The sequence below is a fragment of the Cupriavidus sp. GW823-FHT07A04 genome, from assembly GCF_058794615.1.
This window is the reverse complement of the sequence record NZ_JBXAHA010000008.1, coordinates 255,312-280,723: the sequence shown is the minus strand read 5'-3', so window position 1 is coordinate 280,723 and position 25,412 is coordinate 255,312. Positions and strand designations below refer to the sequence as shown.

Annotated in this window: 21 protein-coding genes and 1 riboswitch; of the genes, 12 read left to right on the top strand and 9 right to left on the bottom strand. The window is 65.9% G+C overall.

Translation table 11 applies throughout. From position 1 onward, the window contains the following. Nucleotides 1-192: 192 nt before the first annotated feature. Both AC1Q7Q_RS16245 and AC1Q7Q_RS16240 read left to right on the top strand, forming a co-directional pair. Nucleotides 193-1,191 carry a M48 family metallopeptidase gene (locus tag AC1Q7Q_RS16245; protein ID WP_492373920.1) on the top strand — a complete coding sequence of 333 codons (999 nt, stop codon included), beginning with the start codon at nucleotides 193-195 and terminating at the stop codon, nucleotides 1,189-1,191. Nucleotides 1,192-1,266: 75 nt separating this feature from the next. Beyond that, nucleotides 1,267-1,740 carry an excinuclease ATPase gene (locus AC1Q7Q_RS16240; RefSeq protein WP_492373921.1) on the top strand — a complete coding sequence of 158 codons (474 nt, stop codon included), beginning with the start codon at nucleotides 1,267-1,269 and terminating at the stop codon, nucleotides 1,738-1,740. Between the two features lie 97 nt (nucleotides 1,741-1,837). Here the strand turns inward: AC1Q7Q_RS16240 and argC are convergent, their stop codons facing one another. After that, nucleotides 1,838-2,785: an N-acetyl-gamma-glutamyl-phosphate reductase gene (argC, locus tag AC1Q7Q_RS16235; protein WP_183032188.1), complete on the bottom strand. Its 948-nt coding sequence runs from the start codon at nucleotides 2,783-2,785 to the stop codon at nucleotides 1,838-1,840. Between the two features lie 108 nt (nucleotides 2,786-2,893). On the opposite strand from argC, the gene AC1Q7Q_RS16230 reads away from it, so the two are divergent. Further along, a complete protein-coding gene (locus AC1Q7Q_RS16230) occupies nucleotides 2,894-3,061 on the top strand; it encodes a type II toxin-antitoxin system MqsA family antitoxin (protein WP_492373922.1) in 168 nt (55 codons plus the stop codon). A gap of 30 nt (nucleotides 3,062-3,091) precedes the next feature. Here the strand turns inward: AC1Q7Q_RS16230 and AC1Q7Q_RS16225 are convergent, their stop codons facing one another. Continuing rightward, nucleotides 3,092-3,868, bottom strand: coding sequence for an exodeoxyribonuclease III (locus AC1Q7Q_RS16225; RefSeq protein WP_492373923.1), 777 nt, complete (start codon nucleotides 3,866-3,868; stop codon nucleotides 3,092-3,094). A gap of 30 nt (nucleotides 3,869-3,898) precedes the next feature. Between AC1Q7Q_RS16225 and pyrE the strand changes: the two genes are divergently transcribed. From pyrE to AC1Q7Q_RS16205, 4 genes are all read left to right on the top strand, one after another. Next, entirely contained in the window at nucleotides 3,899-4,588 is a 690-nt protein-coding gene (gene pyrE, locus AC1Q7Q_RS16220) for an orotate phosphoribosyltransferase (protein ID WP_492373924.1), read from the top strand. Between the two features lie 185 nt (nucleotides 4,589-4,773). Further along, a complete protein-coding gene (locus AC1Q7Q_RS16215) occupies nucleotides 4,774-5,514 on the top strand; it encodes an acetoacetate decarboxylase (protein ID WP_441640849.1) in 741 nt (246 codons plus the stop codon). Nucleotides 5,515-5,610: 96 nt separating this feature from the next. Then, nucleotides 5,611-6,393, top strand: coding sequence for a 3-hydroxybutyrate dehydrogenase (locus tag AC1Q7Q_RS16210; RefSeq protein ID WP_441640848.1), 783 nt, complete (start codon nucleotides 5,611-5,613; stop codon nucleotides 6,391-6,393). Between the two features lie 139 nt (nucleotides 6,394-6,532). After that, nucleotides 6,533-7,885 carry a DUF3734 domain-containing protein gene (locus AC1Q7Q_RS16205; RefSeq protein WP_492373925.1) on the top strand — a complete coding sequence of 451 codons (1,353 nt, stop codon included), beginning with the start codon at nucleotides 6,533-6,535 and terminating at the stop codon, nucleotides 7,883-7,885. A 47-nt stretch (nucleotides 7,886-7,932) separates the two neighbouring features. Here the strand turns inward: AC1Q7Q_RS16205 and AC1Q7Q_RS16200 are convergent, their stop codons facing one another. The 4 genes from AC1Q7Q_RS16200 to AC1Q7Q_RS16185 form a co-directional block, all read right to left on the bottom strand. After that, complete coding sequence (locus AC1Q7Q_RS16200) at nucleotides 7,933-8,742, bottom strand: polyphosphate kinase 2 family protein (protein WP_492373926.1); 810 nt, start codon at nucleotides 8,740-8,742, stop codon at nucleotides 7,933-7,935. 48 nt (nucleotides 8,743-8,790) lie between these two features. Beyond that, the gene (gene dapF, locus AC1Q7Q_RS16195; RefSeq protein WP_459372642.1) at nucleotides 8,791-9,657 is read right to left on the bottom strand and encodes a diaminopimelate epimerase; all 867 of its coding nucleotides are present in this window, start codon (nucleotides 9,655-9,657) and stop codon (nucleotides 8,791-8,793) included. 100 nt (nucleotides 9,658-9,757) lie between these two features. Next, the gene (locus tag AC1Q7Q_RS16190; protein ID WP_492373927.1) at nucleotides 9,758-10,651 is read right to left on the bottom strand and encodes a lipid A biosynthesis lauroyl acyltransferase; all 894 of its coding nucleotides are present in this window, start codon (nucleotides 10,649-10,651) and stop codon (nucleotides 9,758-9,760) included. Beyond that, on the bottom strand, nucleotides 10,648-11,586 hold the full coding sequence (locus AC1Q7Q_RS16185) for a lysophospholipid acyltransferase family protein (RefSeq protein WP_492373928.1): 939 nt from the start codon (nucleotides 11,584-11,586) through the stop codon (nucleotides 10,648-10,650). The genes AC1Q7Q_RS16190 and AC1Q7Q_RS16185 overlap by 4 nt, the downstream gene beginning before the upstream one ends. 386 nt (nucleotides 11,587-11,972) lie before the next feature. On the opposite strand from AC1Q7Q_RS16185, the gene metK reads away from it, so the two are divergent. Further along, nucleotides 11,973-13,136, top strand: coding sequence for a methionine adenosyltransferase (gene metK / locus AC1Q7Q_RS16180; protein ID WP_043343105.1), 1,164 nt, complete (start codon nucleotides 11,973-11,975; stop codon nucleotides 13,134-13,136). Between the two features lie 253 nt (nucleotides 13,137-13,389). Beyond that, the gene (gene kdoO, locus AC1Q7Q_RS16175) at nucleotides 13,390-14,343 is read left to right on the top strand and encodes a Kdo hydroxylase KdoO (RefSeq protein WP_492373929.1); all 954 of its coding nucleotides are present in this window, start codon (nucleotides 13,390-13,392) and stop codon (nucleotides 14,341-14,343) included. A gap of 187 nt (nucleotides 14,344-14,530) precedes the next feature. Here kdoO and AC1Q7Q_RS16170 read toward each other — a convergent pair whose 3' ends face one another. Then, complete coding sequence (locus AC1Q7Q_RS16170; protein WP_492373930.1) at nucleotides 14,531-15,952, bottom strand: coniferyl aldehyde dehydrogenase; 1,422 nt, start codon at nucleotides 15,950-15,952, stop codon at nucleotides 14,531-14,533. Between the two features lie 292 nt (nucleotides 15,953-16,244). On the opposite strand from AC1Q7Q_RS16170, the gene AC1Q7Q_RS16165 reads away from it, so the two are divergent. Continuing rightward, complete coding sequence (locus tag AC1Q7Q_RS16165; protein WP_492373931.1) at nucleotides 16,245-17,924, top strand: GMC family oxidoreductase; 1,680 nt, start codon at nucleotides 16,245-16,247, stop codon at nucleotides 17,922-17,924. Nucleotides 17,925-17,966: 42 nt separating this feature from the next. Here AC1Q7Q_RS16165 and AC1Q7Q_RS16160 read toward each other — a convergent pair whose 3' ends face one another. Further along, nucleotides 17,967-19,511, bottom strand: a complete 1,545-nt coding sequence (locus AC1Q7Q_RS16160; RefSeq protein WP_492373932.1) for a methyl-accepting chemotaxis protein — start codon at nucleotides 19,509-19,511, stop codon at nucleotides 17,967-17,969. A gap of 185 nt (nucleotides 19,512-19,696) precedes the next feature. Beyond that, nucleotides 19,697-21,358, bottom strand: coding sequence for an acyl-CoA dehydrogenase family protein (locus AC1Q7Q_RS16155; RefSeq protein ID WP_492373933.1), 1,662 nt, complete (start codon nucleotides 21,356-21,358; stop codon nucleotides 19,697-19,699). 267 nt (nucleotides 21,359-21,625) lie between these two features. On the opposite strand from AC1Q7Q_RS16155, the gene AC1Q7Q_RS16150 reads away from it, so the two are divergent. Continuing rightward, entirely contained in the window at nucleotides 21,626-23,017 is a 1,392-nt protein-coding gene (locus AC1Q7Q_RS16150) for an RtcB family protein (protein WP_492373934.1), read from the top strand. 192 nt (nucleotides 23,018-23,209) lie between these two features. Then, nucleotides 23,210-23,311: riboswitch (TPP riboswitch) on the top strand. A 103-nt stretch (nucleotides 23,312-23,414) separates the two neighbouring features. After that, complete coding sequence (gene thiC / locus AC1Q7Q_RS16145; protein WP_441641114.1) at nucleotides 23,415-25,301, top strand: phosphomethylpyrimidine synthase ThiC; 1,887 nt, start codon at nucleotides 23,415-23,417, stop codon at nucleotides 25,299-25,301. Nucleotides 25,302-25,412: the final 111 nt, after the last annotated feature.

The window sequence follows — 25,412 nt, the reverse complement described above, 5'->3', positions numbered from 1 at the left end:
ATCAGGATGGCAAGCGGGGCAGTCGGGGCAATCGGGGCAATCGGGGCAATCAGGCTGGGCAAGGCGCCGTGTATTATTGCATTACCGTCAGCGCCGCCCCGATGCGCGGGATGCGCAGGGCCCGGACCGTGTCCTGGCCGCATCAACCCTTGCCCACCCTGCTTGCCGAAAATCGCATCCAAGGAATCGTCCATGTCCGATCGCCAGCGTTGTCAGTACCGCCACCGGCGGGCCGGGATTGCGTTGCCACGTCGACTGGCCGCGCTGGCGCTGGCGGCCAGCGCCGCGCTGAGCATGAGCGCGGTCCAGGCCCAGGGCCAGGCCCAGCCGCAGGACGCTGAAGATGGCATCCGCGTGCAACGCGGCGGCGCGTCCATCCGCCAGATCGTGCCGGTCGAGGTCATCGAGCAGCAGGCCTCGCAGGAGTACGAGCAACTCAAGGAAGAGGCGCAGGCCAAGAAGACGCTGGTTGGCGACAACAACCCGCAACTGGTGCGCCTGCGCGCCATCGCCAAGCGCATCCTGCCGCAGACCCCGCGCTGGAACGAGCGCGCGAAGCAATGGAAGTGGGAAGTCAACCTGATCAACTCCAAGCAGGTCAATGCGTTCTGCATGCCCGGCGGCAAGATCGCCTTCTACTCCGGCCTGCTCGACCAGCTCAAGCTGACCGATGACGAAGTCGCCATGGTGATGGGGCACGAAATCGCCCATGCACTGCAGGAGCATGCGCGCGAGCGGGCGGCCAAGTCCGAGATCACCAACCTGGGCGCCAACGTGATCTCGCAATTGTTCGGTTTCGGCAACCTCGGCAATATGGCACTTGGCACCGGCGCGCAGTTGCTCACGCTGCGGTTCTCGCGCTCGGACGAGACCGAGGCCGACCTGGTTGGCATGGACATCGCCGCGCGTGCCGGCTACGACCCGCGCGCCGCCGTGTCGCTGTGGCAGAAGATGGGGGCGGTCTCGCAATCGTCGGCGCAGTCGGGCTCGGAGTTCCTCTCCACCCATCCATCGGGCCGCACCCGCATCGCCGAGCTGGAAAAGCACCTGCCTGAGGTGCTGCCGCTCTACGCGCGCGCGATCGATTCCAGCGTCGGCCAGCTGCCGGCCTATCGGGCCAATATGGCCAACCTGAGCGGCGCGCCGGTCGACAGCGGCGACGACGACCGGCAAAAGCCACTAAAAAAGTAAAGACGCCTGAGAGGCGCTCTTTATGGCGGATCCTGTACGATAAATACATCGAACCGGGGCAATGAGGAGAAGACCATGAAGCGTTGGGTGCGATTCAGCCTGATGGCCGGCGCGTTGCTGGCAGGCGGCAGCGCGCAGGCGGCCGACCAGCTGCTGAGCATGCCGATCGACAAGGCGCTGGCGACACCGGGGGCCAAGGAACGCGTGGACCCGTCGATCCGGCTGCTGTTCGGTTTCAACAAGCTGCCGGGCGCGCAGGACGGCCAGTCTTTCAAGACAGTCAAGCGCATGCGCCGGCCTATCGACAACAGCCGCTCCACCGGCGGCCCGCCGCCGCCGGCCGACGACGAGTTGTGCGCCACCCTCTTCGTGCAGGCGGTGCAGGAGTTGCAGCAGCGCGCGACCAAGGAAGGCGGCAACGCCGTGGTCGATATCCGCAGCAACTGGAAGGACGACGAGACCGCCAGCGACAGCACCTACGTCTGCGCCAAAGGCAGCGCCTACCTTGGCGTTGCGCTCAAGGGCGTCGCGGTCAAGGCCGGGATCTGACCGACGGGATTTCCCGGGGCGAAAAAAAGCCGGCGAAACCATCGCCGGCTTTTTTTCATTCGTGCGGCTGGTGCCGCCGCACTAGCGCTTAAGCGTGTCAGGCGCTCAGGCCAGTCGCCTCGTCCGCCCCGACATGCACGTTCATGCATTGCACCGCAGCGCCGGCAGCGCCCTTGCCCAGGTTGTCCAGGCGCGCCATCAGCACGATGCGCTCGGCCGAGCCGAACACGAACAGGTCCACGCGGTTGGTGTCGTTGCTGGCCTGCACGTCGAAGAAGCCGCCGTCCAGGTTGGCCTCGTCGCCCACCGGCATCACGCGCACGAACTGCTCGCCTTCGTAGTGCTTGCGGTACAGATCGGCGATCTGTTCCGGCGTGACCTTGCGCGCCAGGCGATCCGGGTACACCGGCACCGTCACGGCCAGGCCCTTGAGGAAGTTGCCGACGATCGGGTTGAAGATCGGCGCCTGCGCCAGGCCGGCCTGCACGCGCATCTCGGGCAGGTGCTTGTGCGCGAGGCCGAGCGAGTAGGGGCGCGGGCTGTCCAGCTTCGGGTTACCGCCGGCTTCGAACTCGGCAATCATTTGCTTGCCGCCACCGCTGTAGCCGGTCAGCGAGAACGCCGAGACCGGGTAGTCGGCCTGCATCACGCCGGCTTCCACCAGCGGGCGCACTGCCATCAGGAAGGCGCTGGCGTGGCAGCCCGGCACGGCGATGCGCTTGCTGGCGCGGATCTTCTCGCGCTGGCCGCGCGTGAGTTCCGGCAGGCCGTAGGCCCAGCTGTCGGTGGTGCGGAACGCCGTGCTGGCGTCGATCACGCAGGTATTGGGATTGGTCACCAGCGCCACGGCCTCGCGGGAGGCAACGTCGGGCAGGCACAGGAAAGCGACGTCGGCAGCATTCAGAAAGCGTGCTCGTTCGGCCGGATCCTTGCGCTTGTCATCGGCGATACGCAGCAGCTCCACATCGGAACGGCCGGAGAGATAGTCGAGCAACCGGAGACCGGTGGTGCCTTCCTGACCATCTACGAACACTTTGAAAACCATGGCGGACTCACTCGGAAATACGAAGGGTCCCATGCCGGAATCGGATGGGAAGCAGCATTGTAACTAGGTTGGGGGAACTGGTGCAGGACACGCGCGACGTGCCCCGACGTGTCCAATACGTACAAGGGCGAAACGGCCACCGTTCCCGCGCTCTCGGGCGGCTTTTGTCCGGCGTGCGGGGAAATCATGACTGGCAAGACCAAACCGCCGCTGGCGCTGGTCAAGCTGCTCAAGGTGCTGGAGCGGCACCCGGAGCTGCTTGGAGAGGTGCGCTAGGCGTAACAGGTGCGCCCTCGGCCGCACCTGTTATAGCGGGAAGTCGTAGTCGATCGACAGCGGCGCGTGATCGCTGAACTTCTCGTCCTTGTAGATCGAGGTGGCGCGCGCGGTCTCGGCGATCTTCGTCGTGGCCAGGTGGTAATCGATGCGCCACCCGACGTTCTTCGCATAGGCCTGGCCGCGGTTGCTCCACCAGGTGTACTGCTCGGGGCGCGGGTCCAGCTTGCGGAACACGTCCACATAACCGTGCACGTCGAACAGCTCGCCGATCCAGCTGCGCTCTTCCGGCAGGAAACCTGAGTTCTTCAGGTTGCCCTTCCAGTTCTTGATATCGATTTCCTTGTGGGCGATGTTGACGTCGCCGCACAGCACGATCTCGCGCCCGCTGGCCTTGAGCTGCAGCAGGTGGGGCAGGAAGGCTTCCATGAAGCGGAACTTCGCCTGCTGGCGTTCTTCCCCGCTGGAGCCCGAGGGCACATAGACCGAGATCACGGCGAGGTGCGGATACTGCACCTCGACATAGCGGCCTTCGTTATCGAATTCGTCGATGCCGAAACCGGTGATCACGCGCTCCGGCTTGTGGCGCGTGTAAAGGCCGACACCGCTATAGCCTTTTTTCTCCGCATAATGGAAGTAGCCGTGGTAGCCGTGTGGCGCCAGGAACGCTTCCGTCATGTCGGCAGCCTGCGCCTTGAGCTCCTGGACGCAGACCATGTCTGCGTCCTGCTTGCCCATCCATTCGAAAAAGCCTTTCTTGGCCGCGGAGCGGATGCCGTTGAGGTTGGCGCTGATAATCCGTAACATCTCGGGAAATTTTGAAATCAGAGAGAAAAGATGACGCAGCAGACGACGCCGCAGTCCGGCGCTGGCGACCTGAGCCAGACCTTCATCCGCTTCGCGCTCGACGCCGGCGTACTGTCCTTCGGCGAATTCGTGACCAAAGCGGGCCGCAAGTCGCCGTACTTCTTCAATGCGGGCCTGTTCAACCAGGGTGCGATGTTGGGCCAGGTGGCGCAATTCTATGCGAAAACCCTGCTGGCATCCGGATTGGAGTTCGACGTGCTGTTCGGGCCGGCCTACAAAGGGATCACGCTGGCGTCCGCCACCGCGGTGGCGCTGGCCGGGCTCGGACGTGACGTCGGCTTCGCCTACAACCGCAAGGAAGCCAAGGATCATGGCGAGGGCGGCACGCTGGTGGGCGCCAAGCTGCAGGGCAAGGTCGTGATCATCGACGACGTGATCTCGGCCGGCACCTCGGTGCGCGAGTCGATGGCGATGATCCGCGCGGCTGGCGCGGAGCCGGCCGCGGTGCTGATCGCGCTCGACCGCATGGAAAAGAGTGGCACCGCCGATCAGGTCGGCACGCATTCTGCAGTGCAGGATGTGCAGCGCGAATATGGCGTGCCGGTGATCTCCATCGCCAGCCTGAAGGACCTGCTGGCTTACCTGGACGCATCGCAGGATCCCGCGCTGGGCGGCTCGCGCGAGGCAGTGGCTGCCTATCGGCAGCGCTACGGCGTATAGTCTGGAATCTGTTGCCTGCCGCTTGCAACGCTTTGTCGCAATGCAGCAGATAACAGGGAACCGCGCAGGAAAATCGCCGGTCTGACTGATCTCGCTGGCCTCCCCCCCGGATACCCGGGGACGCCAGCGATTCGCCTTGCCGCCCGGCAAGGCGGCGCAGCATCTCTTCAGGAGGTTGGCTGGCGATGGACATCAAGACGATCCGCGAGCAGGCATTCGCCATGCCGCTCACCAATCCGGCCTATCCGATGGGGCCATACCGCTTCATCCATCGCGAATTCTTCATCATCTCCTACCGTACCGATCCCGAGCTGTTGCGCGCGGTGGTGCCGGAACCCCTGGAGATCGCCGACGCGGTGGTCAACTACGAATTCATCCGCATGCCAGACTCCACCGGATTTGGCGATTACACCGAATCGGGCCAGGTGATTCCCGTCACCTACCAGGGCAAGCCCGGCAACTATACCCACGCCATGTACCTCGACGACCATCCGCCACTGGCGGGCGGGCGCGAGCTATGGGGCTTTCCGAAGAAGCTGGCCAGCCCCACACTGGCGGTCCACACCGATACGCTGGTCGGTACGCTCGACTATGGCCCGGTGCGCGTCGCCACCGGCACCATGGGCTACAAGCACCGCGAACTCGACAAGGACGCGCTGGGCCTGGCGCTTGCGAGCACGCCAAACTACCTGCTCAAGATCATTCCGCACGTGGACGGCTCCGCGCGCATCTGCGAGCTGGTCTGCTACTTCCTGAAAGACGTGCAGATGAAAGGCGCGTGGACCGGGCCTGCGGCGCTGTCGCTGTCGCCCCATGCGCTCGCGCCGGTGGCTGGCCTTCCGGTGCTGGAAGTCCTCGGCGCCAAGCACTACGTTGCCGACCTCACCCTGGGGCTGGGCGAGGTGGTGTTCGACTACCTGGCCTGAGCGGCCAGGCATCCAACGATTTCCAACGGTTTCCATCGGTCCCGGCCCCTCCGGCCGGCCCGGCTAACCTGAATCATCCAGACAGGAGAAACGTCCATGAAGCTCCAAGGAAAATCCGCCATCGTGACCGGCGCTGCCAGCGGCATCGGCCGCGCCATTGCTGAGCTGCTGGCCAAGGAAGGCGCGGCGGTCGCCATCGCCGACCTGAATCTCGAGGCTGCGCAGAAGGCAGCCGCCGATATCGAAGCTGCCGGTGGGCGCGCCATCGCCGTGGCGATGGACGTCACCAACGAGGACGCGGTCAACAGCGCTACCGAGGAGGTGGCCAAGGCGTTCGGCGGCATCGACATCCTGATCTCCAACGCCGGCATCCAGATCGTCAACCCGATCCAGAACTACGCCTTCTCCGACTGGAAGAAGATGCAGGCCATCCACGTCGATGGCGCCTTCCTTACCACCAAGGCCGCGCTCCAGCATATGTACAAGGACAAGCGCGGCGGCACCGTGATCTACATGGGCTCGGTGCATTCGCACGAGGCTTCGCCACTGAAGTCCGCCTACGTTGCCGCCAAGCACGCGCTGCTTGGCCTGGCGCGCGTGCTGGCCAAGGAAGGGGCGGAGTACAACGTGCGCTCGCACGTGATCTGTCCGGGTTTCGTGCGCACGCCGCTGGTCGACAAGCAGATTCCGGAACAAGCCAAGGAGCTTGGCATCAGCGAAGAAGAGGTGATTCGCCGCGTCATGCTCGGCGGCACCGTGGACGGCGTCTTCACCACCGTGGACGACGTGGCGCAGACCGCGCTGTTCCTCTGCGCCTTCCCGTCGGCGGCGCTGACCGGGCAGTCCTTTATCGTGAGCCACGGCTGGTACATGCAGTAAGCGGCAAAAAAGCGGCCGGGCGGCGGTACCGCCTCCCGCCGCCATGACCGCATGCAAGGTCGGAAAGCAAAGTCATCAAGGAGGGGTCGTGGCAGGTGGACGTCGGCAGAAGCTGGATAAAGTGGCACAGGAAAATACAGTGGCACAGAAAAAGGGCACGCCGAAGCAGGCTGCAAAAAGCGCTGCGGCGGCCGTGGTAGCGAACCCGGCGGCACCCGCGCTCAAACGCGAGGCGCCAAAGCCCGAGGCGCTACGAGAGCCGGAGCCCAACCTCCTGCCTCCCGGCGGCTGCGCGCCGCCGGACCTCGCGCCCGAGGGTGCCAGCCGCACGCGGCCGGTTCACCATGAATACACGGTCAGGGCGTTGGTGCTGCAGGGCGGCGGCGCGCTCGGCTCGTATCAGGCGGGCGTGTACCAGGGACTGGCGGAGGCGGGCATCCAGCCTAACTGGGTGGCCGGGATTTCAATCGGCGCACTGAACGCAGCCGTGATCGCGGGCAATGCACCTGAGCGCAGGGTCGAGCAGCTGCGTGCCTTCTGGGACTACATCTGCCAGCAGCCCTGGCTGCCCAGCCTGCTGCCCTACGAGGTGGCAGCACAGGGCGCCGCGCACTGGCCTGATCCGCTGCGCATCTGGTTCGACGGCATCGAGGCCGCGCGTGCCATCTTCGAGGGGCAGCGGGGCTTCTTCCAGCCTCGTCCGTGGTCCAGCCTGGTGGAGCGCCAGTGCGGCCCCGCCAATGCCAGCTATTACGACACCAGCCCGCTCAAGGCCACGCTGGAGCGCTTTGCCGATTTTGATCGCATTAACTCGCACCATAACGAGATGCGCGTGTCGGTGGGCGCGGTGAATGTGCGGACCGGCAATTTCGCCTATTTCGACAACACCCGACGCAAGCTGCATGCCGAGCATTTCATGGCCTCCGGCGCTTTGCCGCCCGGCTTTCCCGCGGTGGAGATCGATGGCGAGTTCTATTGGGATGGCGGCCTGGTGTCCAACACGCCGCTGTCGGAAGTGCTGACGGCCCAGCCCCGGCGTGACGCGCTGATCTTCCAGGTGGACCTGTGGAGCGCGCGGGGCAAGCTGCCGCACAACCTGCTGGACGTGGCCGAGCGGCAGAAAGACATCCAGTACTCCAGCCGCACGCGCACCATCACGGATTACATGAGCGAGCAGCAGAACTACCGGCGCATGCTGAGCGAAGTGATGGCGCTGGTGCCGCAGGGGCAGCGTGACAACGACTGGTACCGCAAGGCGGCGGAGTACGCATGCGATGCACGCCGCAACGTGATCCAGCTGATCTATCGCGACAAGACGTTTGAAGGCAACGCCAAGGATTATCAGTTTGGCTTGCTGACAATGAACGAGCACTGGACCAGCGGGCTGGACGACATCCGGGAAACGCTGAAGCATCCGGAGTGGCTGGCCATGCCGACGCACGAGAAGCCGTTTGTCACGCACGACATCCATCGCGGCAACGGGCATGCCTGACCCAAAGCGAAGGGGCTGGCCTGGTCCCTTCGCGTTGCCCTGGTGCCTCAGACCACCTTCAGCTTCGCCAACGCCGGCTTTCCCGGTGGATACGCCGGCTTCAATTTCTCGAACACCGCCATCAGGATCTCCGCCACCATCAGGTTCCGGTGCGTCTTCGAATTCGCGGGCACGATATACCACGGTGCTTCCGGCGTGCTGGTCGCGGCAATGGCGGCCCCATAGGCGGTCTCGTAGTTTTTCCAGTACTGCCGCTCTTCCAGATCCTTCGGGTCGAACTTCCACTGCTTCTGCGGATCCGCCAGCCGCGCTTCCAGCCGGGCCTTCTGCTCGTCCTTGGAAATATGCAGGAAGCACTTGACGATGGTGGTGCCGGTTTCCAGCAGCATCGTCTCGAATGCCCGTAGCTGCTTGTAGCGGCGCTCGCATTCGGCTTCGTCGATCCACTCGTGCACTCGCGTGATCAGCACGTCTTCGTAGTGGCTGCGGTTGAAGACCACGATCTCGCCGGCGCGCGGTACCTGGGCATGGATGCGCCACAGGTAGTCGTGCGCGAGTTCTTCGGCGGTGGGGGATTTGAAGCTGACGACGCGGATGCCGAGCGGGTCGAAGCTGCGAAAGACGCCGCGCACGGTGCCATCCTTGCCGCTGGTGTCCATGCCTTGCAGCACGATCAGCAGCTTGCGCTGGTGCTCGGCATAGAAGATGTCCTGCTGCGCGTCGAGCTGGGTGCTCAGTTCGGTGAGGCGGGCCTGGTCGGCGACCTTTTCGCCGCTGGAGAACGGCTTGGCGTCGGGGTTGAAGTCGGCCAGGCTGAAGTTCTTGCCCGAGGTGATGCGGAAATCGGCGAGCGACATTGGCACTCCATGGAGGGTGCGGCCGTGGCTGGCCGCAAGCCCCTATGGTCAGGCAGGCAGCCGGTCCAGGTCAATGCTGCCTTCGAACACCGTGGTCGCAGGGCCGGTCATGCGTACCGGCTCGCCTTCGCCGTCCCAGGCAATCGTCAGGTCGCCGCCATGGGTGTGCACCAGCACCGGCGAGTCCAGCAGGCCGCGGCGAATGCCGGCGACGACCGCCGCGCATGCGCCCGTGCCGCAGGCCAGGGTCTCGCCGGCCCCGCGCTCGAACACGCGCAGGCGGATCGTGTGGCGCTCCACCACCTGCATGAAGCCGGCGTTGACGCGGTTGGGGAAGCTCGCGTGATGCTCGATGATGGGGCCGTCCTGCAGCACCGGGAACGCCTCGGTGTTGTCCACCACCTGCACCGCGTGGGGGTTGCCCATCGAGACTGCCGAAATCCACCCGGTGCGGCCGTTCACTTCCAGCCCGTACAGCGTATCGCGGCCTTCGGCCTTGGTCGGCAGGCCTTCGGGGCGGAACGGCACGCGGGCGGGTTCGAGTTCCGGCGCGCCCATGTCGACCGTGACCTGGCCGTCGTCCTGCAGCGTCAAGGTGATCACGCCGTTCATTACCTGCACGCGCACCGAGCGCTTGTCGGTCAGGCCGTGGTCGGTGACGAAGCGCACGAAGCAGCGCGCGCCATTTCCGCAGTGCTCCACTTCACCGCCATCGGCGTTGAAGATGCGGTAGCGGAAGTCGACGTCGTCCCTGGTGGGTTTCTCGACCACCAGGATCTGGTCGGCACCCACGCCGAAATGCCGGCTGGCGAGCGCGCGCCACTGCGCTGGGGTCAGGTTCAGGGTCTGGTGGATGCCGTCAAGCACGACGAAGTCGTTGCCGGCGCCGTGCATCTTGGTGAACTGGAGTTTCATAGTGCGATTGTAGTCGGGCCGTCCGGCGCTTGCTGGCGGCGTGTCGAGGGTGGCGCGGGCTGCATGTTTGCCTGGCGATGCCGCCGCCGCGCCCACGTGGTCAGTAGTTTTCGCGCTCGCCGTCGGGGCGGTGCTTGAAGCGCTTGTGTACCCAGTAATACTCAGTCACGCGGGGGCGGATGCAGTCTTCGAAGAAGGCATTCATGCGGCGGGTGTCCTCGGTCACGCTTTCGCCAGGATAGTTTTCCCAAGCCGGCAGGATACGCAGCACATAGCCTTGGTAGTCGGGCAGCATCTCGGTATAGATCGGCACAACCTTGGCCCCCGTCAGCCGCGCCAGGCGTGATACCGAGGTCAGGGTCAGGGCCTCCACGCCAAAGAACGGGATGTACTCCGAGTCGCGCTCGCCAAAGTCCATGTCGGCGATCAGCTGCAGGGCCTCGCCCTTGCGCAGGCAGCGGATGATGTCGCGCGCGCTATCGTTGCGGGCAATCATCTTGGCGCCGAAGCGGCCGCGCGCGTGCTTGAGGAACCCGTCGAACAGGTCGTTCTTCTGCTTGGTGTAGAGCGACGCGCCGGAGCGTTTGACGTGTTCGCGCAGGTGGATGGTGAGGCGGATCGCGCCAGCTTCGACGCCGGAGAGATGCAGCGTGACGAGGATGTGGGGCGTGCCGTCCAGCGCCACCAGGTCGGCCTGGTCGTCGATCTGGACCCAGCGGCGCATCTGCGCCTCGCTGCCGGTCCAGAAGATGCCGCGCTCGGCAAAGCTGCGAAAGACGGTGCGGAAGGTTTGCCGCGAGAGCGTTTCGATCTCGGCGTCGGTCCGCTCGGGAAAGCACAGGCGCAGGTTGGTCTGCACCACGCGGCGCCGGCTGCTGGGAATGAGGTAGAGCAGGCTGCCCAGGCCTTCGCCGAAGCGTGCCACGAGCGGATAGGGAAGCTTGCCCAGCACGGTCAAGAGGCCGATGCCAAGCCAGGTGAAAATACGGCTCATCTTTGGTCGTTGGAGAGAGAGGCGGGTGCCGGTGCCGGCACCTCCAGGGGGTTGTGCGAGGCGTCGGCCGCCGGGGCCCGAGGGGGCTCCGCGGGCGGCAACTGCGCGCCGCCTGGATGCTTGTAGCGGTTGTAGCCCCACAGGTACTGCGTCGGGCATGCCTTCACCAGCTTCTCGACGGCCGCGTTGATCACCGCGACGGCTTCGGCCTGGTCATCGGGCAGCCGGTCCTTGATGACCTGCATATGGCCGAGGAAGCCGGCGCCGCGCGGCAGGCGCTCTGCAAAAATCACCGCGATTGGCGCACCCGTGAGCTGCTGCAGGCGCTGCACCAGCGTCATGGTGTAGGCTGGCTTGCCAAAAAACGGCGCCCAGGCGCCTTCGCCGCCGGTTGGGACCTGGTCGGGCAGGATGCCGATGGCCTCGCCTCGCTTGAGCGCCTTGACCAGCATGCGCACGCCGCGCGGCAGCGCCGGCGCCATGGCCAGGTTGGGGCGGGTGCGCATCTTGACGATCCAGTCGCGCAGCCAGGCCTGGTGTGGCGGCTTGTACAGGGCCGTGACCGGATGCCGCAGGGCAAATGCCTGTGGAAGCACTTCGAAGCAGCCAAGATGCGGCACCAGGATGATCAGCCCGCGGCCCTGCGCCATCAGCTTGTCGAGTTCCGGCCAGAGCCGGTCGGCAAAGCCGTACATGCGCACCTCGGGATTGCGCCGGCTCCAGAAATAGGGCATTTCCAGGATCATGCGCCCCGTCGAGCGGGCCGCCTCCGCCACCATTGCATCGCTGGCGTCAGGGTAGGCATGGCGAAGGTTTTCCCTGAGCCGCGTGCCATAACGTCCCGGCAGGCGTGCCGCCAGCAATCCGAGCGCACCGCCGATGGCGTGCAGCCAGGAGAGCGGCAAGCGGGAAATCAGCCAGAACAGAAAGGTCATCGAATTGCGATAGCGGCCCGGCGGGCCGGGTGGGTCATTAATGTTTTGCCGGGCGCTGCCGTTAGTGGGGCAATCAAAATGAATCTGGTGTTGTTACGGGGCCCACCGTACGGCTTGCACTGCCTGCAGGCTCGCGCCAGGCCGGAAACGCGTCGCCTATCGGGTGGCGCGGCCTGGCCGCGACAGCGTCCGGTATTTGGCAGGTGTGCCAGAAAACCGGGGTGCTGCAGCGTAGCTTGCAGGCGCGTATAATAGCGCGTATCGCCGAGTTAACTGACAACTTGCGGGGCGATACCGTTCTACCGGAACGGCATGAAAATACCGCTAAAGCGTCGCCGCCCGGGCTTAGAGGTTGGCGCGCAATAGCCAAACCTGGAGAAAAGTTCGTGGCAAACGACTTCTTGTTCACTTCGGAATCCGTCTCCGAAGGCCATCCCGATAAGGTCGCCGACCAAATTTCCGATGCTGTCCTCGATGCCATCCTGGCCCAGGACAAGTACGCGCGCGTGGCCGCTGAAACGCTGTGCAACACCGGCCTGGTTGTCCTGGCCGGGGAAATCACCACGACCGCCAACGTCGACTACATCCAAGTTGCGCGCGACACCATCAAGCGCATCGGCTACGACAACACCGAATACGGCATCGACTACAAGGGCTGTGCAGTGCTGGTCGCTTACGACAAGCAATCGCCTGACATCGCCCAAGGCGTGGACCGCGCCTCCGACGACTACCTGAACCAGGGTGCCGGCGACCAGGGCCTGATGTTTGGCTACGCCTGCGATGAAACGCCGGAGCTGATGCCTTTCCCGATCTATTATTCGCACCGCCTGGTCGAGCGCCAGTCGCAACTGCGCCGCGATGGCCGCCTGCCCTGGCTGCGTCCCGACGCCAAGTCGCAGGTGACCGTGCGTTACGTCGACGGCCGCCCGCACAGCGTGGATACCGTGGTGCTGTCGACCCAGCATTCGCCGGATATCACCCAGGCGCAGATCCGTGAAGCCGTGATCGAGGAGATCATCAAGCCGGTGCTGCCGGCCGAGATGCTCAAGGACACCAAGTACCTGGTGAACCCGACCGGCCGCTTCGTCATCGGCGGCCCGCAGGGCGATTGTGGCCTGACCGGCCGCAAGATCATCGTCGACACCTACGGCGGCGCTTCGCCCCACGGTGGCGGTGCTTTCTCGGGCAAGGACCCGTCCAAGGTCGACCGCTCGGCAGCCTATGCTGCCCGCTATGTCGCCAAGAACGTGGTTGCCGCCGGCCTGGCGCGCCAGTGCCAGGTGCAGGTCAGCTACGCCATCGGCGTGGCCCGCCCGATCAATGTGACGGTGTACACCGAAGGCACGGGCAAGATCTCCGACGAGGCGATCGCCGCGCTGGTGCAAGAGCACTTCGACCTGCGCCCGAAGGGCATCGTGCAGATGCTTGACCTGCTGCGCCCGATCTACGAGAAGACCGCTGCCTATGGCCACTTTGGCCGCGAAGAGCCGGAATTCTCGTGGGAAGCAACCGACAAGGTCGCGCTGCTGCGCGCTGCTGCCGGCCTGTAAGGCTGCGGCGAACCTCGCATCGGAAAAGCACCGCCTTCGGGCGGTGTTTTTTTTCGCGCTTGCGGTGGCGTTCCTGGCTTGCCACTGCCTTGTCCTGGATCAAGCGGGGCAAGGCGGGGCGTGGCGCGCCATGGCCGCGAGGGTAGAATCGCGGGATGGCAAGGCGGCCCGGCGAGTGGCGCTTTGTTCGCCTGCCGCGGCGCGCGCGCACGCGCGCTCACGACCGCCGGAGCCCGCATACCGAGGATGCCCAATGTCACTTGATTCGACCCTTACCCCTTCCACGCCCCCCCCTGCCACTGCGCTCGGGGCGGCCGCGCCCGGGTTCAACCTGATCCGGCCCCAGCCCTATACCGAGTGGGCTCCGCAACTCGATGCCGGCACCAAGGCGGGGTTGCGCCGCGAGCTGGAGCAGGGCGCCGTGCTGTTCTTCCCCCAGCTGCGCTTCCAGTTCGAGCCTGGCGAGGAGCGTTTCCTGGACAGCCGCTGGTCGGACGGCAAGTCAAAGAACATCAACCTGCGCGCCAACGACCAGGCCGTGCGCGGTGCGACGGGCGGCGAGCAGGACCTGAAAGACCTGTACGTGCTGATTCGCCGCTATGCCGAGTACAGCGAGAAACTCGTGCTCAGCCTGTTCCCTGAATATGGCCCGCATATGGTGCGTGCCGGCACCTCGTTGCGCCCGAGCGAGATCGCCGGGCGGCCGGTGAGCTGGCGCAAGGACGACACGCGGCTGCATGTGGACTCGTTCCCGTCGAACCCGATGCTGGGCCAGCGGCTGCTGCGCGTGTTCCACAACATTGACCCGCAGGCGCCGCGCGTGTGGCGGGTGGGCGAGCCGTTTGGCGATTTCGCCAAGCGTTTTGTCCCGAAGACCAAGGGCATGTGGCCGGGGCAGGCGCGGGTCATGGAGATGCTGCATATCACCAAGCGCCGGCGCTCGGAGTACGACCATCGGATGCTGCAGTTGCACGATCTTGCGAAGGCCGACCTGGAGTATCAGGCCAATGTGCCGCAGCAGGAATTTCAGTTCCCGCCCGGGTCGACCTGGATTGTATTCAGCGACCAGGTGCTGCATGCGGCTATGCGGGGCCGGGCCATGATGGAGCAGACTTACTACCTGTCGCCGAAGGCGATTTCAGACCATACGCATTCACCGGAAGCGGTGCTGGCGCGGATGCTGGGGCGGCCGATGGTGGTGGGTTGAGTCTGGGTGGTCGTTACGCCAGCGGGCCGGAAAACACCACGGGCTTCGCTTTGCGTGGCTCCTAGATAAGCCACCCCTCTCCCCGGCCCTCTCCCCCTGAGGGGAGAGGGAGAGACAGCCGTCGTCAGGGCGCGCCGCGTTGGCCCGTTCGGCGGCTTCGATCAACGCCGCAGGTTTTCCTTGTCATTCAGCGCATCAGCAGCTTGATCATCGTTTCAAACCGCTTGCCATAAGGCGGCTTCAGCAGCCCGGCGCCATTGATGCCGGATTGGCGGAAGATCGGCTTGAGCTTGGAGAAGGTCTCAAAGCCCGCCTGGCCGTGATATGCGCCCATGCCGCTGGGGCCCACGCCGCCGAAGGGGAGGTCTTCCTGGGCGATATGCAGCAGCGTTTCGTTGATGCTGACGCCGCCCGCCACGGTTTGCGCCATGACGTGGTCGATCGTGCGGCGGTCTTTCTCGAACAGGTAGAGCGCCAGCGGGCGTGGGCGGGCGTTGATGTAGTCGATGGCCTCTTCCAGCGTGCGGTAGGTCACCAGCGGTAGCACCGGGCCAAAGATTTCCTCGCGCATCACGGTGGCGTCGGCGGGGACATCCAGCAGCAGCACTGGCGCGAGGCGGCGGCGCTCCGGGTCCGATGGCACCTGCGACAGCGGCACCACGCGCGCCCCGGCGCGGGCGGCATCGCTCACCAGGCCGTCCAGCCGCGCGAAGTGCCTCGGGCTGATGATGGTGGTGTAGTCGGGGTTGCCCGCATGGCCCGGCTGGCCCGGCAGGTCCGGATAGAGGCGGGCGGCGCAGGCGCGGGCGGCTTCGACGAAGGGCTCGCGCAGTGCCTCGGGCAGCAGCACATAGTCCGGCGCGATGCAGGTCTGGCCGGCGTTGAGCAGCTTGCCCACCAGGATGCGTTCGACCGCGCGTTCCAGATCGGCGCCAGGGCCGACGATGGCCGGCGATTTGCCGCCCAGTTCTAGCGTGACCGGCGTGAGGTTGGCGGCCGCCGCACGCATCACATGGTGGCCGACCTGGGTTGAGCCGGTAAACAGCAGGTGATCGAAGGGCAGGGCGGAAAAAGCGCTCGCCACTTCCGCGTCGCCATTGATCACCGTGACCTCGTCGGCGGCGAAAGCCTGTTGCGCCAGGCGCGCGAACAGCGCGGCGAAGCGCGGCGTGTACTCGGAGAGCTTGACCATGGCGCGGTTGCCCGCGACCAGCGCGCCCACCAGCGGGCCCACGGTCAGGTAGAGCGGGTAGTTCCACGGCACCACGATGCCGATCACGCCCAGCGGTTGCGGCATCAGCCGCGATGTAGCGGGCTTGAACCACAGCCCGGTGCGCATGCGCCGCACCCGCATCCAGCGCTTGCCATGACGCAGCGCATCGTCGATCCCGGCCACGCTGGGAAAGGCTTCGAGCAGCGCGGTTTCCTGGCGCGGGCGGTTGCCGAAATCGGCGCTGATGGCTTGCGAGATCTCGTCCATGTGCCCGGTCACCAGCTTGCGCAGGCGCCGCAGCCGGTCGGCGCGCACGGCCCAGGCCGGGGCCTGGTCGCGGCGCGAGGCGGCGCGCATGGCGTCGAATACGGATGACATCTCGGGCACTTCTCTCATGTCGCGCTCTCCTTGGGGTCGTGCGCTGCCCTTGGCGCGCGCGGCGTTTCGATCCCCGCACCATATGCCATGCGGCGGCGCCTGACAATGGAGGCCGGCCACTAGCCGCGTGCTTCAAACAACCGTATACACCGACCCGCCTTCGTCCTTTCCAGTGCCCTGGCAAAGCCCTACACTGATTTCGCGGCATGCTTTCGGCGTGCCAGCCAGACCGGGTTGACCGGCATGCGCGGCCTGCCGAAGCGTTCGGCGCAACCCCGGCACACTGACCTCGGACCAGGCGGGGAAACGGATGGAAACCACCTTTGACTATCTCGTCGTTGGCGGCGGTTCGGCGGGGTGTGCCCTGGCCGGGCGGCTGGCCGACAGCGGCAGCGACAGCGTGGCTGTGCTCGAGACCGGCGGCCACGATCACCATGTGCTGGTGTCGACGCCGGCGGGCTGCGCCGCCATGCTGCCACGTGCCGGCAGCCATAATTACGGCTACCGCACCGTTGCGCAGCCCGGGCTGAACGGGCGCCGTGGCTACCAGCCGCGCGGGCGTGGCCTGGGGGGCAGTTCCTCGCTCAATGCCATGATCTACACGCGAGGCACGCCGGCGGACTACGACCGCTGGGCTTCGGCCGGCTGCGACGGCTGGGCCTGGGACGATGTGCTGCCCTATTTCCGCCGGGCCGAATGCAATGAGCGCGTGACCGGGCGCGACGACGATCCCTGGCACGGCGGCAGCGGCCCGCTCCATGTGTCGGACCTGCGCACGCCCAATCCCTTTGGCCAGCGCTTTATCGAGGCGGCCCAGCAGGCTGGCTATCGCCGCAACGACGACTTCAACGGCGTGGACCAGGAGGGCGCTGGCTGGTACCAGGTGACCCAGCATGGCGGCGAGCGCTGGAATGCCGCGCGCGCCTACCTGCACCGCGGCGACACCGCAGACCGCGCCAGCAATGGCGGGCGCGAGAACCTGGCTGTGATGACGGGCGCGCAGGTGCTGCGCATCGCGTTCGAAGGCCGCCACGCGGTGGGGGTGGTGGCGCGGCTGGATGGCCGCGAGACCCTGTTGCGGGCGCGCCGCGAGGTGATCGTGTCGGCCGGCGCGTTCGGCTCGCCGCAACTGCTGATGGTGTCAGGCGTCGGCCCTGCCTCGCATCTGCGCGAGCTAGGCATTCCCGTGGTGCACGACCTGCCTGGCGTGGGCGCCAACCTGCAGGACCATCTCGACGTCATCGTGCACAAGCGGGTGGCGGCGTCCGAGCTGTTCGGCGTCTCGGTGGGCGGCGCGTTTCGCCTGCTGGCCGAGATATTGCGCTACCGGCGCGAGCGCACCGGCATGCTGACTTCCAATTTTGCCGAGGCAGGCGCCTTCCTGAAGAGCCACGCCGGGCTGGACGAGCCGGACCTGCAACTGCATTTCGTGGTCGGCATGGCCGACGACCATATGCGCCGAATCCACCTGGGCCATGGCTATTCCTGCCACGTTTGCGTACTGCGCCCGAAAAGCCGGGGCGAGGTACGGCTGGCTTCGCCCGATATCCGCGAGGCGCCGATGATCGACCCGTGCTTCCTGTCGGACCCGCGGGATCTCGACGGCCTGGTGGCCGGCGTGCGGATTGTGCGCCGAATCCTGGCCCAGCCGCAACTGGCGGCGTTCGGCGGCAAGGAGCTGTATTCGGCGCACTTGCCAGCCGATGGCGGCGACGACAGCGCGATCCGCGCGATGATCCGCGCCCATGCCGATACCATCTACCATCCCGTCGGGACGTGCCGCATGGGCATGGACGAATACGCGGTGGTCGATCCGCAACTGCGCGTGCGGGGCGTGGAAGGCTTGCGCGTGGTGGATGCGTCGATCATGCCGACGCTGATTGGCGGCAACACCAATGCGCCGGCCATCATGATCGGCGAGCGCGCGCATGACCTGATCCGGCACGGCCCGCGCGTGGTGTTGCGGATGGCGGAGGTATTGGCCGTGTGAAGGGCCGTGTGAAGGGCGGGGGTCCGCCCCTCACACCCGCGCTCAGGCTGTAGCCAGGCGGAAGGTCGATACCGTGTCGCGCAGCTTGCCGGCCTGGTCATCCAGCGACTGCGCGGCTGCGGCCGCTTCTTCCACCAGCGCGGCATTTTGCTGCGTGACTTCGTCCATCTGGCCCACCGCCTGGTTGACCTGCTCGATGCCCGCGCTTTGCTCGTCGGAGGCAGCAGCGATCTCGGCAATGATGTCCGATACGCGCTTCACCGCGTTCTGGACTTCGCTCATGGTCTTGCCGGCATCCTCGGCTTGCGCCGAGCCCATGCGCACAGTGTTGACCGAGCTGTCGATCAGGTCCTTGATTTCCTTGGCGGCGCTGGACGAGCGCTGCGCCAGGCTGCGCACCTCGCCGGCCACCACCGCGAAGCCCCGGCCTTGTTCGCCGGCGCGCGCGGCTTCCACCGCGGCATTGAGCGCCAGGATGTTGGTCTGGAAGGCGATGCCCTCGATCAGGCTGGTGATCTCCGCGATGCGGTTGGAACTGGTGCTGATCGCGCCCATGGTTTGCACCATCTGCTGCACGGCGGTGCTGCCGTGTTCGGCCACGCTGGCGGCATTGCCAGCCAGGCCGCTCGCCTGGCGCGCGTTGTCGGCGTTCTGGCGCACGGTGGTGGTGAGCTCTTCCATGCTCGATGCGGTCTGCTCCAGCGAGGCAGCCTGTTGTTCGGTCCGTGCCGACAAATCGGTATTGCCCGCGGCGATCTGGCGTGCCGCCACGCCGACGGAGTCGGTCGAATGGCGCACCTCGCGCAGCGCCACGGCTACCCGCTCCAGCAGGCGGTTGAAGGCAGCCGCGGTACGGCCGATCTCGTCCAGGCGGCCCACCGGTGCGCGGCGTTCCAGGTCCAGGGAGTCGCTGACGTATTCCAGGGTCTCCTCGATTTCGGCCAGGCTGCCGTGGATGCGGCGATACAGCGTCACGGCCAGCAAGCCGGTGACCAGCACTGCCACGACGATGACCGCCGAGAACACGCGAACCGCCGTGGTGTACTGCTCGCGATTTTGCGTCACGGCGAGCTCGCCCAGGTCGCCGTTATAGTTGATGTGATCGTCGATTGCCTTGCGCAAGGCGATCGATGCGTCGTTCAGTTCGCCGCTCACCAGCATGGCGTGGGCCGTGGCGAAATCGTTGGCGCGCGATTTCTCCAGCATGGCGGCACGCCCGGCGCGGTAGCGCTTGAGCGCGGCGCGGTCGGCTTCGAGCATCTTGCGGTCGGTATCGTCGCTGATGTCGTCGCGCTCATACTTTGCGGCGGTGGTGTCGAACTTCTCGTCGGCGCGGGCCAGGGCGGCTTCCGCTTCGGCCTTGGCCTTGGGGTCTTCGCTCATGGCGTGCCTGTAAAGCGAGATACGCATGGCGTTGACGTTGTCCTTGAGGGTGCCCAGGGTGCGTACGCTACCTAGCGTGTTGTCGTTGAAGTACTCAAAGCGCTGTTCCGACTCGCTGAGTTGCCAGATGCCGCCGAGGCCCACAACGAGCAAGGCGAGCAGGGCCAAGGATAAAGATAGCAACAGGCGTTGGCTGATGTTCATGTCGGGATGTCGGCACCCGCCGTGTAGCAGGGCGCGCCGCTTGGTCATTTAAAGGGGATCAATACGCACTTATGTATTAAGTGCATGACATTAATACCAAGGGATTTACGGCAGGACCTGCGCCGCCTGTAGCGCGATGGCCAGAAAAAAAAAGCGTGACGAGGCGTGTGGCGCGGCCGCGTGCCTCAGGCCGGCCAGGCACGTGCGATCACCCGCGCCAGCGCGGTATCGTCGCCCTCCAGCGTGCCGAACACGCGGCCATGCTGGCGTCCCAGCCGGCTGGCCACGAAGCGCTCGGCATCGTCGGTGTCGGCGTGGGCGAGCATCAGCGCCGCTTGCGCGGTCAGCACCAGGCCCTGGGCAAAGCGCCGCGCGCCGGCTTCGAGGTGATCCGGCGCGTCGCGCAGCATCGCCTGCAGCGAGGCGAGTTCGGCCCGCACCGCCGGATGGCCGCCGGCGCGCCGGCCGAGGTCCCGCAATAGCCGCCCCGCGTCCTCGGGATTGCGCTGGAGCGCGCGCAGCACGTCCAGGCACATGATGTTGCCGGAGCCCTCCCAGATCGAGTTGACCGGCGCCTCGCGGTACAGCCGCGCCATCGGGCCTTCCTCCACGTAGCCGTTGCCGCCCCACACCTCCATGGCTTCGCCCGTCACCTCGATGGCGCGCTTGCAGACCCAGAACTTGGCCGCCGGCGTGACGATGCGCTTCCAGGCGGCGGCCAGCGGATCGGCATCGGCGCGCTCGAAGGCGTGCGCCAGTTCCATCATGAGCAGGGTCGCGGCCTGGCTTTCCAGCGCCAGGTCGGCCAGCACGTTGCGCATCAGCGGCTGCTCCGCCAGCAGGCGGCCGAACGCCATGCGATGCCGCGCGTGATGGATGGCCTGCACCAGCGCCGCGCGGATGATGGCGGCGCTGCCGATCACGCAATCCAGCCGGGTATAAGTGGCCATCTCGATGATGGTCGGGATGCCGCGGCCTTCCTCGCCGATCAGGATGCCGGTGGCCTCGCGGAATTCCACTTCGCTGCTGGCGTTGGAGCGGTTGCCCAGCTTGTCCTTGAGACGCTGGATCTGCACCGGGTTCTTGCTGCCGTCGTCGCGAAAGCGCGGCACGAAGAAGCACGACAGCGGCCCATCCTCCGCGCCCATGCGCGCCACCACCAGGTGGGCATCGCACATCGGGGCGGAGAAAAACCACTTGTGCCCGGTGATCGCGTACTCCGCGCCGCGGCCCTCGCCACGTACGGCGCGCGCGACGGTGGTGTTGCTGCGCACATCGGAGCCGCCTTGCTTTTCCGTCATGCCCATGCCGATCATCACGGCGTGCTTGTCGCGCCAGGGCAGGTCGCGCGGATCGTGCTCGGTGGCAAACAGCTTCGGCCCCAGTTCCGCGAACAGCGCCGCTTCCTTCTGCAGCACCGGGATGCTGGCGAACGTCATGGTGGGCGGGCACAGGGATCCGGATTCGGCCTGCGCCTGCAGGAAATAGCCGGCGGCGCGCGCCACCCACGCGCCCTCCCTGGGCTGCGCGAACGGCAGCGCTTGCAACTGCTGGCTGCGCAGCAGGGCCAGCAAGGCGTGCCATGCTGGCGGAAATTCCACTTCGTCGATGCGCTCGCCGGTGCGGCTGTGCGTATGCAGCTCGGGCGCGTGGCGATTGGCCTCGGCCGCCCACTGCTGCACATCGGGTTTGCCCAGGCGCGCGCCGAAGGCATCGAGCGCACTGGCGTGCCAGCCGCCTCCAAGCCGCTCCAGCGCGGCGCGCAGCGCGGGGTCGCCGGTGAACAGGTTGTAGCCGGTCAGGTCCGGGACCTGGTTGAACACGCGGTGGGTGGCGGCTTCGGTCATGAGGTCTCCTGTGCAGTCTTCTGCGCGCGCGGCGCATGGGCATGCCTGATTGCATGGTAGAGCAAGCGGCGCGCTATGTGCGCGGGCTCGCGCTGTGTCCGGCCCCCAACACTTTGCGCCGTCATGGCAGGGCTCGCGGGCCGGGCGCTTGCCGTTCGCCGCTCCCCAGAGATACACTGCACGCTCCCTTCTCGACGCTGCTGCGCAGAAGGTACTTTTTGCCCCGGTTCCCCGGAGGCACTCCCGTACCTTGTATTCCCAGCAGCCATGTCCTCACTTCCCCGTCTTGAAAAAGCCCTGCAGCGCCAGGGCATCCATGTCGAGCGCAGCCAGGGTGTCTATCACCTGCGCAACGAACACGCGCAAGCCTCGGTGCTGTTGCCCGCCACGCTTGCCCTGGAAGCGAAGGCCGTACGGCAGTTGCTCGACTTCGCCGCGGTGCGTTCTGCGGACGGCCACCACGGCGTTTGCAAAGCCTGCGCCACGCCGGACTTTCATCCCGGCGGCATCGCGCCGGTAGGATCGATCGTTGCCACCGACGCGGATTTCGTCATTCCCGCCGCGATCGGTACCGACATCAACTGCGGCATGCGCCTGATCACCACAGGCCTGAAGCAAGCCGCCCTGCTGCCGCAGCAGGATGCCCTTGTGAGCAGGCTGACGCGTGCCCTGCTCGATAACGGCCGCGACGTGCCGGTGCATAGCGCCGCATTCCGTGCCTTGTTCGACGAGGGACCCGCCGCGTTCATCGATCGCGTGGCCCCCCAAGGCTTGTGGGCGCAGGTCGATCGTGACCGGCTGGAGGCCGAACTTGCCGCTTGCGTCGGGCTGGATGCGTTTGGCGGCAGTGCCCGCTATGCGCGGGATGCGCACGTCGGCAATCGCGAGGTCTTTCGCGATCCCTGTCTCGGCACGCCGGGCGGGGGCAATCATTTTGTCGAACTGCAGGTCGTGGACGAGATTTTCGACAGGCACGCCGCGTATCGCGTTGGCCTGGCGCCCGGCGATGTCGTGGCGATGATCCACAGTGGCTCGCGCGATGTCGGCTTCTACGTGGGCCGGCGCTGGATGGACCGGGCGCGCCAGGCCTGGCCCACCGGCCTGAAGCATCCGACTAGCGGGCTGTACGGCTTGGCGGGCAGCCTGGCGCACGAGTACCTGGTGGCCATGGGTACGGCGGCACGCTATGCCTGGGCCAACCGGGTAGTGCTGGCCGAACTCGTGCGCAAGGAGCTGGCCGAATTGTGCGGCGCGACGGCTTCGCGACTGGTGGTCGACGTGCCGCATAACGTGGTGCTGCGCGAAAACGGCCTCAATATCCACCGCAAGGGCGCGACACCCGCGCATGACGGCGACCTGGCCCTGATCCCCGGTTCCATGGGGGATGCTTCCTATATAGTGAGCGGTTTGGGTCACACCGATTGGCTCTCGTCATGCAGCCACGGCGCCGGCCGCAGTGTCCGGCGCCAGGCCTTGCGCCGCTTGAAAAGCGATCATGCCAACGCCGAGTGGCGCTGCGTCACGCTGCGCGAGGAGCGCAGGGTGGAAGAAGCGCCCGAGGCCTACAAGCCGATCGGTCCGGTGCTGCAGGCACAGGAAGAGGCCGGGCTGATCGAAGCCGTGGCGCGGTTGAAGCCTTGGGTGACCTTCAAGGCTTGAAATCACGGCGGTGCTCGAATGGTGTTCGAATGGCAGTGCATGCGCACGCTAAGTCATGGTGCATTGCAGCGTAATGGTGTGCATGCCATTGTCTGGGGGGCCGCATGGCCCTCAGCCATACCTCGACGCACGACACTCCAGATTGAAACAGGGGTGGTCAAGCCCCGAGCCTTGTGCTTAAATTCACCCCGTTGGATGAAACAGGGGTGCCGTACGGATGGGCCGTGCGGCTGAGAGAGTCCCTTCGAACCCGATCCGGCTAGTACCGGCGTGGGAAGTTTCATGGTTACCGAACAGCTCCTGCCTTCTCCAAGGCACATGACCCGGCCACACCGCCGCGGCCATGCTCACAGGGCTCCTGGTTTCGTCCATCCCCGCAAGAGAGAGGACGACACCCATGGCCCGCACAAATACCGCCCCCGCCGCATCTTTCGAGTCGCTTGAAACCGATCTCGACAAAAAGTTTGCCTATCCGGCATCCAGCAAGACCTACCTGACCGGCAGCCGCCCCGATATCCGCGTGCCGCTGCGCACGATCCTGCAGACGTCCACGCGCACGGACAAGGGCGAGATGTCCAATCCGCCGATTCCCGTGTATGACACGTCGGGCCCGTACAGCGATCCGGACATCCATATCGACCTGAAGGCCGGCTTGCCCTCGGTACGCGGCAAGTGGATCGAAGAGCGCGGCGACACCGAAGTGCTGTCCGGCCTGTCGTCGGAGTACGGCCTGGCGCGCGCCGCCGATCCGGCCACCGCCCACCTGCGCTTTGCCCAGCTGACCAACCCGCGCCGCGCCAAGGCCGGCGCCAACGTGTCGCAGATGCACTATGCACGCCGCGGCATCATCACGCCCGAGATGGAATACGTGGCGCTGCGCGAGTCGCTGAACCTGCAAGCGCTGTACGACAAGCCCGAATACAAGGCGTTGCTGCGCCAGCACCCCGGCAATGCGCTGGGTGCCGCGCTGCCGCTGCGCCCGGAAGACATGACGCCGGAATTCGTGCGCCGCGAAATCGCTGCCGGCCGCGCCATCATTCCCGCCAACATCAACCACACCGAGCTGGAGCCGATGGCGATCGGGCGCAATTTCCGCGTCAAGATCAACGGCAACCTGGGCAACTCCGCCGTGACGTCGTCGCTGGCCGAGGAAGTGGAAAAGATGGTGTGGTCGATCCGCTGGGGCGCCGACACCATCATGGACCTGTCCACCGGCAAGCACATCCATGAGACCCGCGAGTGGATCCTGCGCAACTCGCCGGTGCCTATCGGCACGGTGCCCATCTACCAGGCGCTGGACAAGACCGGCGGCGTCGCCGAGGACCTGACCTGGGAAATGTTCCGCGACACGCTGATCGAGCAGGCGGAGCAGGGCGTGGACTACTTCACCATCCACGCCGGCGTGCTGCTGCGCTATGTGCCGATGACCGCGGACCGTGTCACGGGCATCGTCTCGCGCGGTGGTTCGATCATGGCCAAGTGGTGCCTGGCGCATCACAAGGAAAACTTCCTGTACACGCACTTCGACGAGATCTGCGAAATCATGAAGGCGTACGACGTGTCGTTCAGCCTGGGTGATGGCCTGCGTCCGGGTTGTATCGCCGACTCCAACGACGATGCACAGTTCGGTGAGCTGCGCACGCTCGGCGAGCTGACCGACAAGGCCTGGAAGCACGATGTGCAGGTCATGATCGAAGGCCCGGGCCACGTGCCGCTGCAACGCATCCAGGCCAATATGGATGAAGAGCTCAAGCACTGCTATGAGGCCCCGTTCTACACGCTTGGACCGCTGGTGACGGACATCGCCCCCGGCTATGACCACATCACCAGCGGCATCGGTGCGGCCAACATCGGCTGGATGGGCACCGCCATGCTGTGCTACGTCACGCCGAAGGAACACCTGGGCTTGCCGGACAAGGAAGACGTGCGCGAAGGCATCATCACCTACAAGATCGCCGCTCACGCGGCCGACCTTGCCAAGGGCTGGCCGGGCGCGCAGCTGCGCGACAACGCACTGTCCAAGGCACGTTTCGAGTTCCGCTGGGAAGACCAGTTCAACCTCGGCCTGGACCCGGAACGCGCGCGTTCGTACCACGACGCCACGCTGCCGGCCGAAGGCGCCAAGATCGCGCATTTCTGCTCGATGTGCGGTCCCAAGTTCTGCTCGATGAAGATCACGCAGGAAGTGCGCGACTACGCTGCCTCGCTCAAGCCCGAAGCCGAGCAAGGCATGCAGGAAAAGTCGATCGAGTTCGTCAAGAGCGGCAGCAAGATCTACTCGTAAGGCGTAGGGCCATGGTGCGGCGCATGCCCGTGCAGCGCCGCACGCGAAGTACCGTGCCCCTTCCCCGAAGGGGCACGCCATGACTTAAAGGAGGCCGGTGCTCGCCGCGCC

Coding starts and splice junctions, on each gene's coding strand:
- AC1Q7Q_RS16150 (WP_492373934.1), top strand. CDS start 21,626: ATGTCCTCACTTCCCCGTCTTGAAAAAGCCCTGCAGCGCCAGGGCATC.
- AC1Q7Q_RS16155 (WP_492373933.1), bottom strand. CDS start 21,358: ATGACCGAAGCCGCCACCCACCGCGTGTTCAACCAGGTCCCGGACCTG.
- AC1Q7Q_RS16160 (WP_492373932.1), bottom strand. CDS start 19,511: ATGAACATCAGCCAACGCCTGTTGCTATCTTTATCCTTGGCCCTGCTC.
- thiC (WP_441641114.1), top strand. CDS start 23,415: ATGGCCCGCACAAATACCGCCCCCGCCGCATCTTTCGAGTCGCTTGAA.
- AC1Q7Q_RS16185 (WP_492373928.1), bottom strand. CDS start 11,586: ATGACCTTTCTGTTCTGGCTGATTTCCCGCTTGCCGCTCTCCTGGCTG.
- AC1Q7Q_RS16245 (WP_492373920.1), top strand. CDS start 193: ATGTCCGATCGCCAGCGTTGTCAGTACCGCCACCGGCGGGCCGGGATT.
- pyrE (WP_492373924.1), top strand. CDS start 3,899: ATGACGCAGCAGACGACGCCGCAGTCCGGCGCTGGCGACCTGAGCCAG.
- AC1Q7Q_RS16190 (WP_492373927.1), bottom strand. CDS start 10,651: ATGAGCCGTATTTTCACCTGGCTTGGCATCGGCCTCTTGACCGTGCTG.
- AC1Q7Q_RS16170 (WP_492373930.1), bottom strand. CDS start 15,952: ATGAGAGAAGTGCCCGAGATGTCATCCGTATTCGACGCCATGCGCGCC.
- AC1Q7Q_RS16165 (WP_492373931.1), top strand. CDS start 16,245: ATGGAAACCACCTTTGACTATCTCGTCGTTGGCGGCGGTTCGGCGGGG.
- dapF (WP_459372642.1), bottom strand. CDS start 9,657: ATGAAACTCCAGTTCACCAAGATGCACGGCGCCGGCAACGACTTCGTC.
- AC1Q7Q_RS16240 (WP_492373921.1), top strand. CDS start 1,267: ATGAAGCGTTGGGTGCGATTCAGCCTGATGGCCGGCGCGTTGCTGGCA.
- argC (WP_183032188.1), bottom strand. CDS start 2,785: ATGGTTTTCAAAGTGTTCGTAGATGGTCAGGAAGGCACCACCGGTCTC.
- AC1Q7Q_RS16210 (WP_441640848.1), top strand. CDS start 5,611: ATGAAGCTCCAAGGAAAATCCGCCATCGTGACCGGCGCTGCCAGCGGC.
- AC1Q7Q_RS16200 (WP_492373926.1), bottom strand. CDS start 8,742: ATGTCGCTCGCCGATTTCCGCATCACCTCGGGCAAGAACTTCAGCCTG.
- kdoO (WP_492373929.1), top strand. CDS start 13,390: ATGTCACTTGATTCGACCCTTACCCCTTCCACGCCCCCCCCTGCCACT.
- AC1Q7Q_RS16215 (WP_441640849.1), top strand. CDS start 4,774: ATGGACATCAAGACGATCCGCGAGCAGGCATTCGCCATGCCGCTCACC.
- AC1Q7Q_RS16225 (WP_492373923.1), bottom strand. CDS start 3,868: ATGTTACGGATTATCAGCGCCAACCTCAACGGCATCCGCTCCGCGGCC.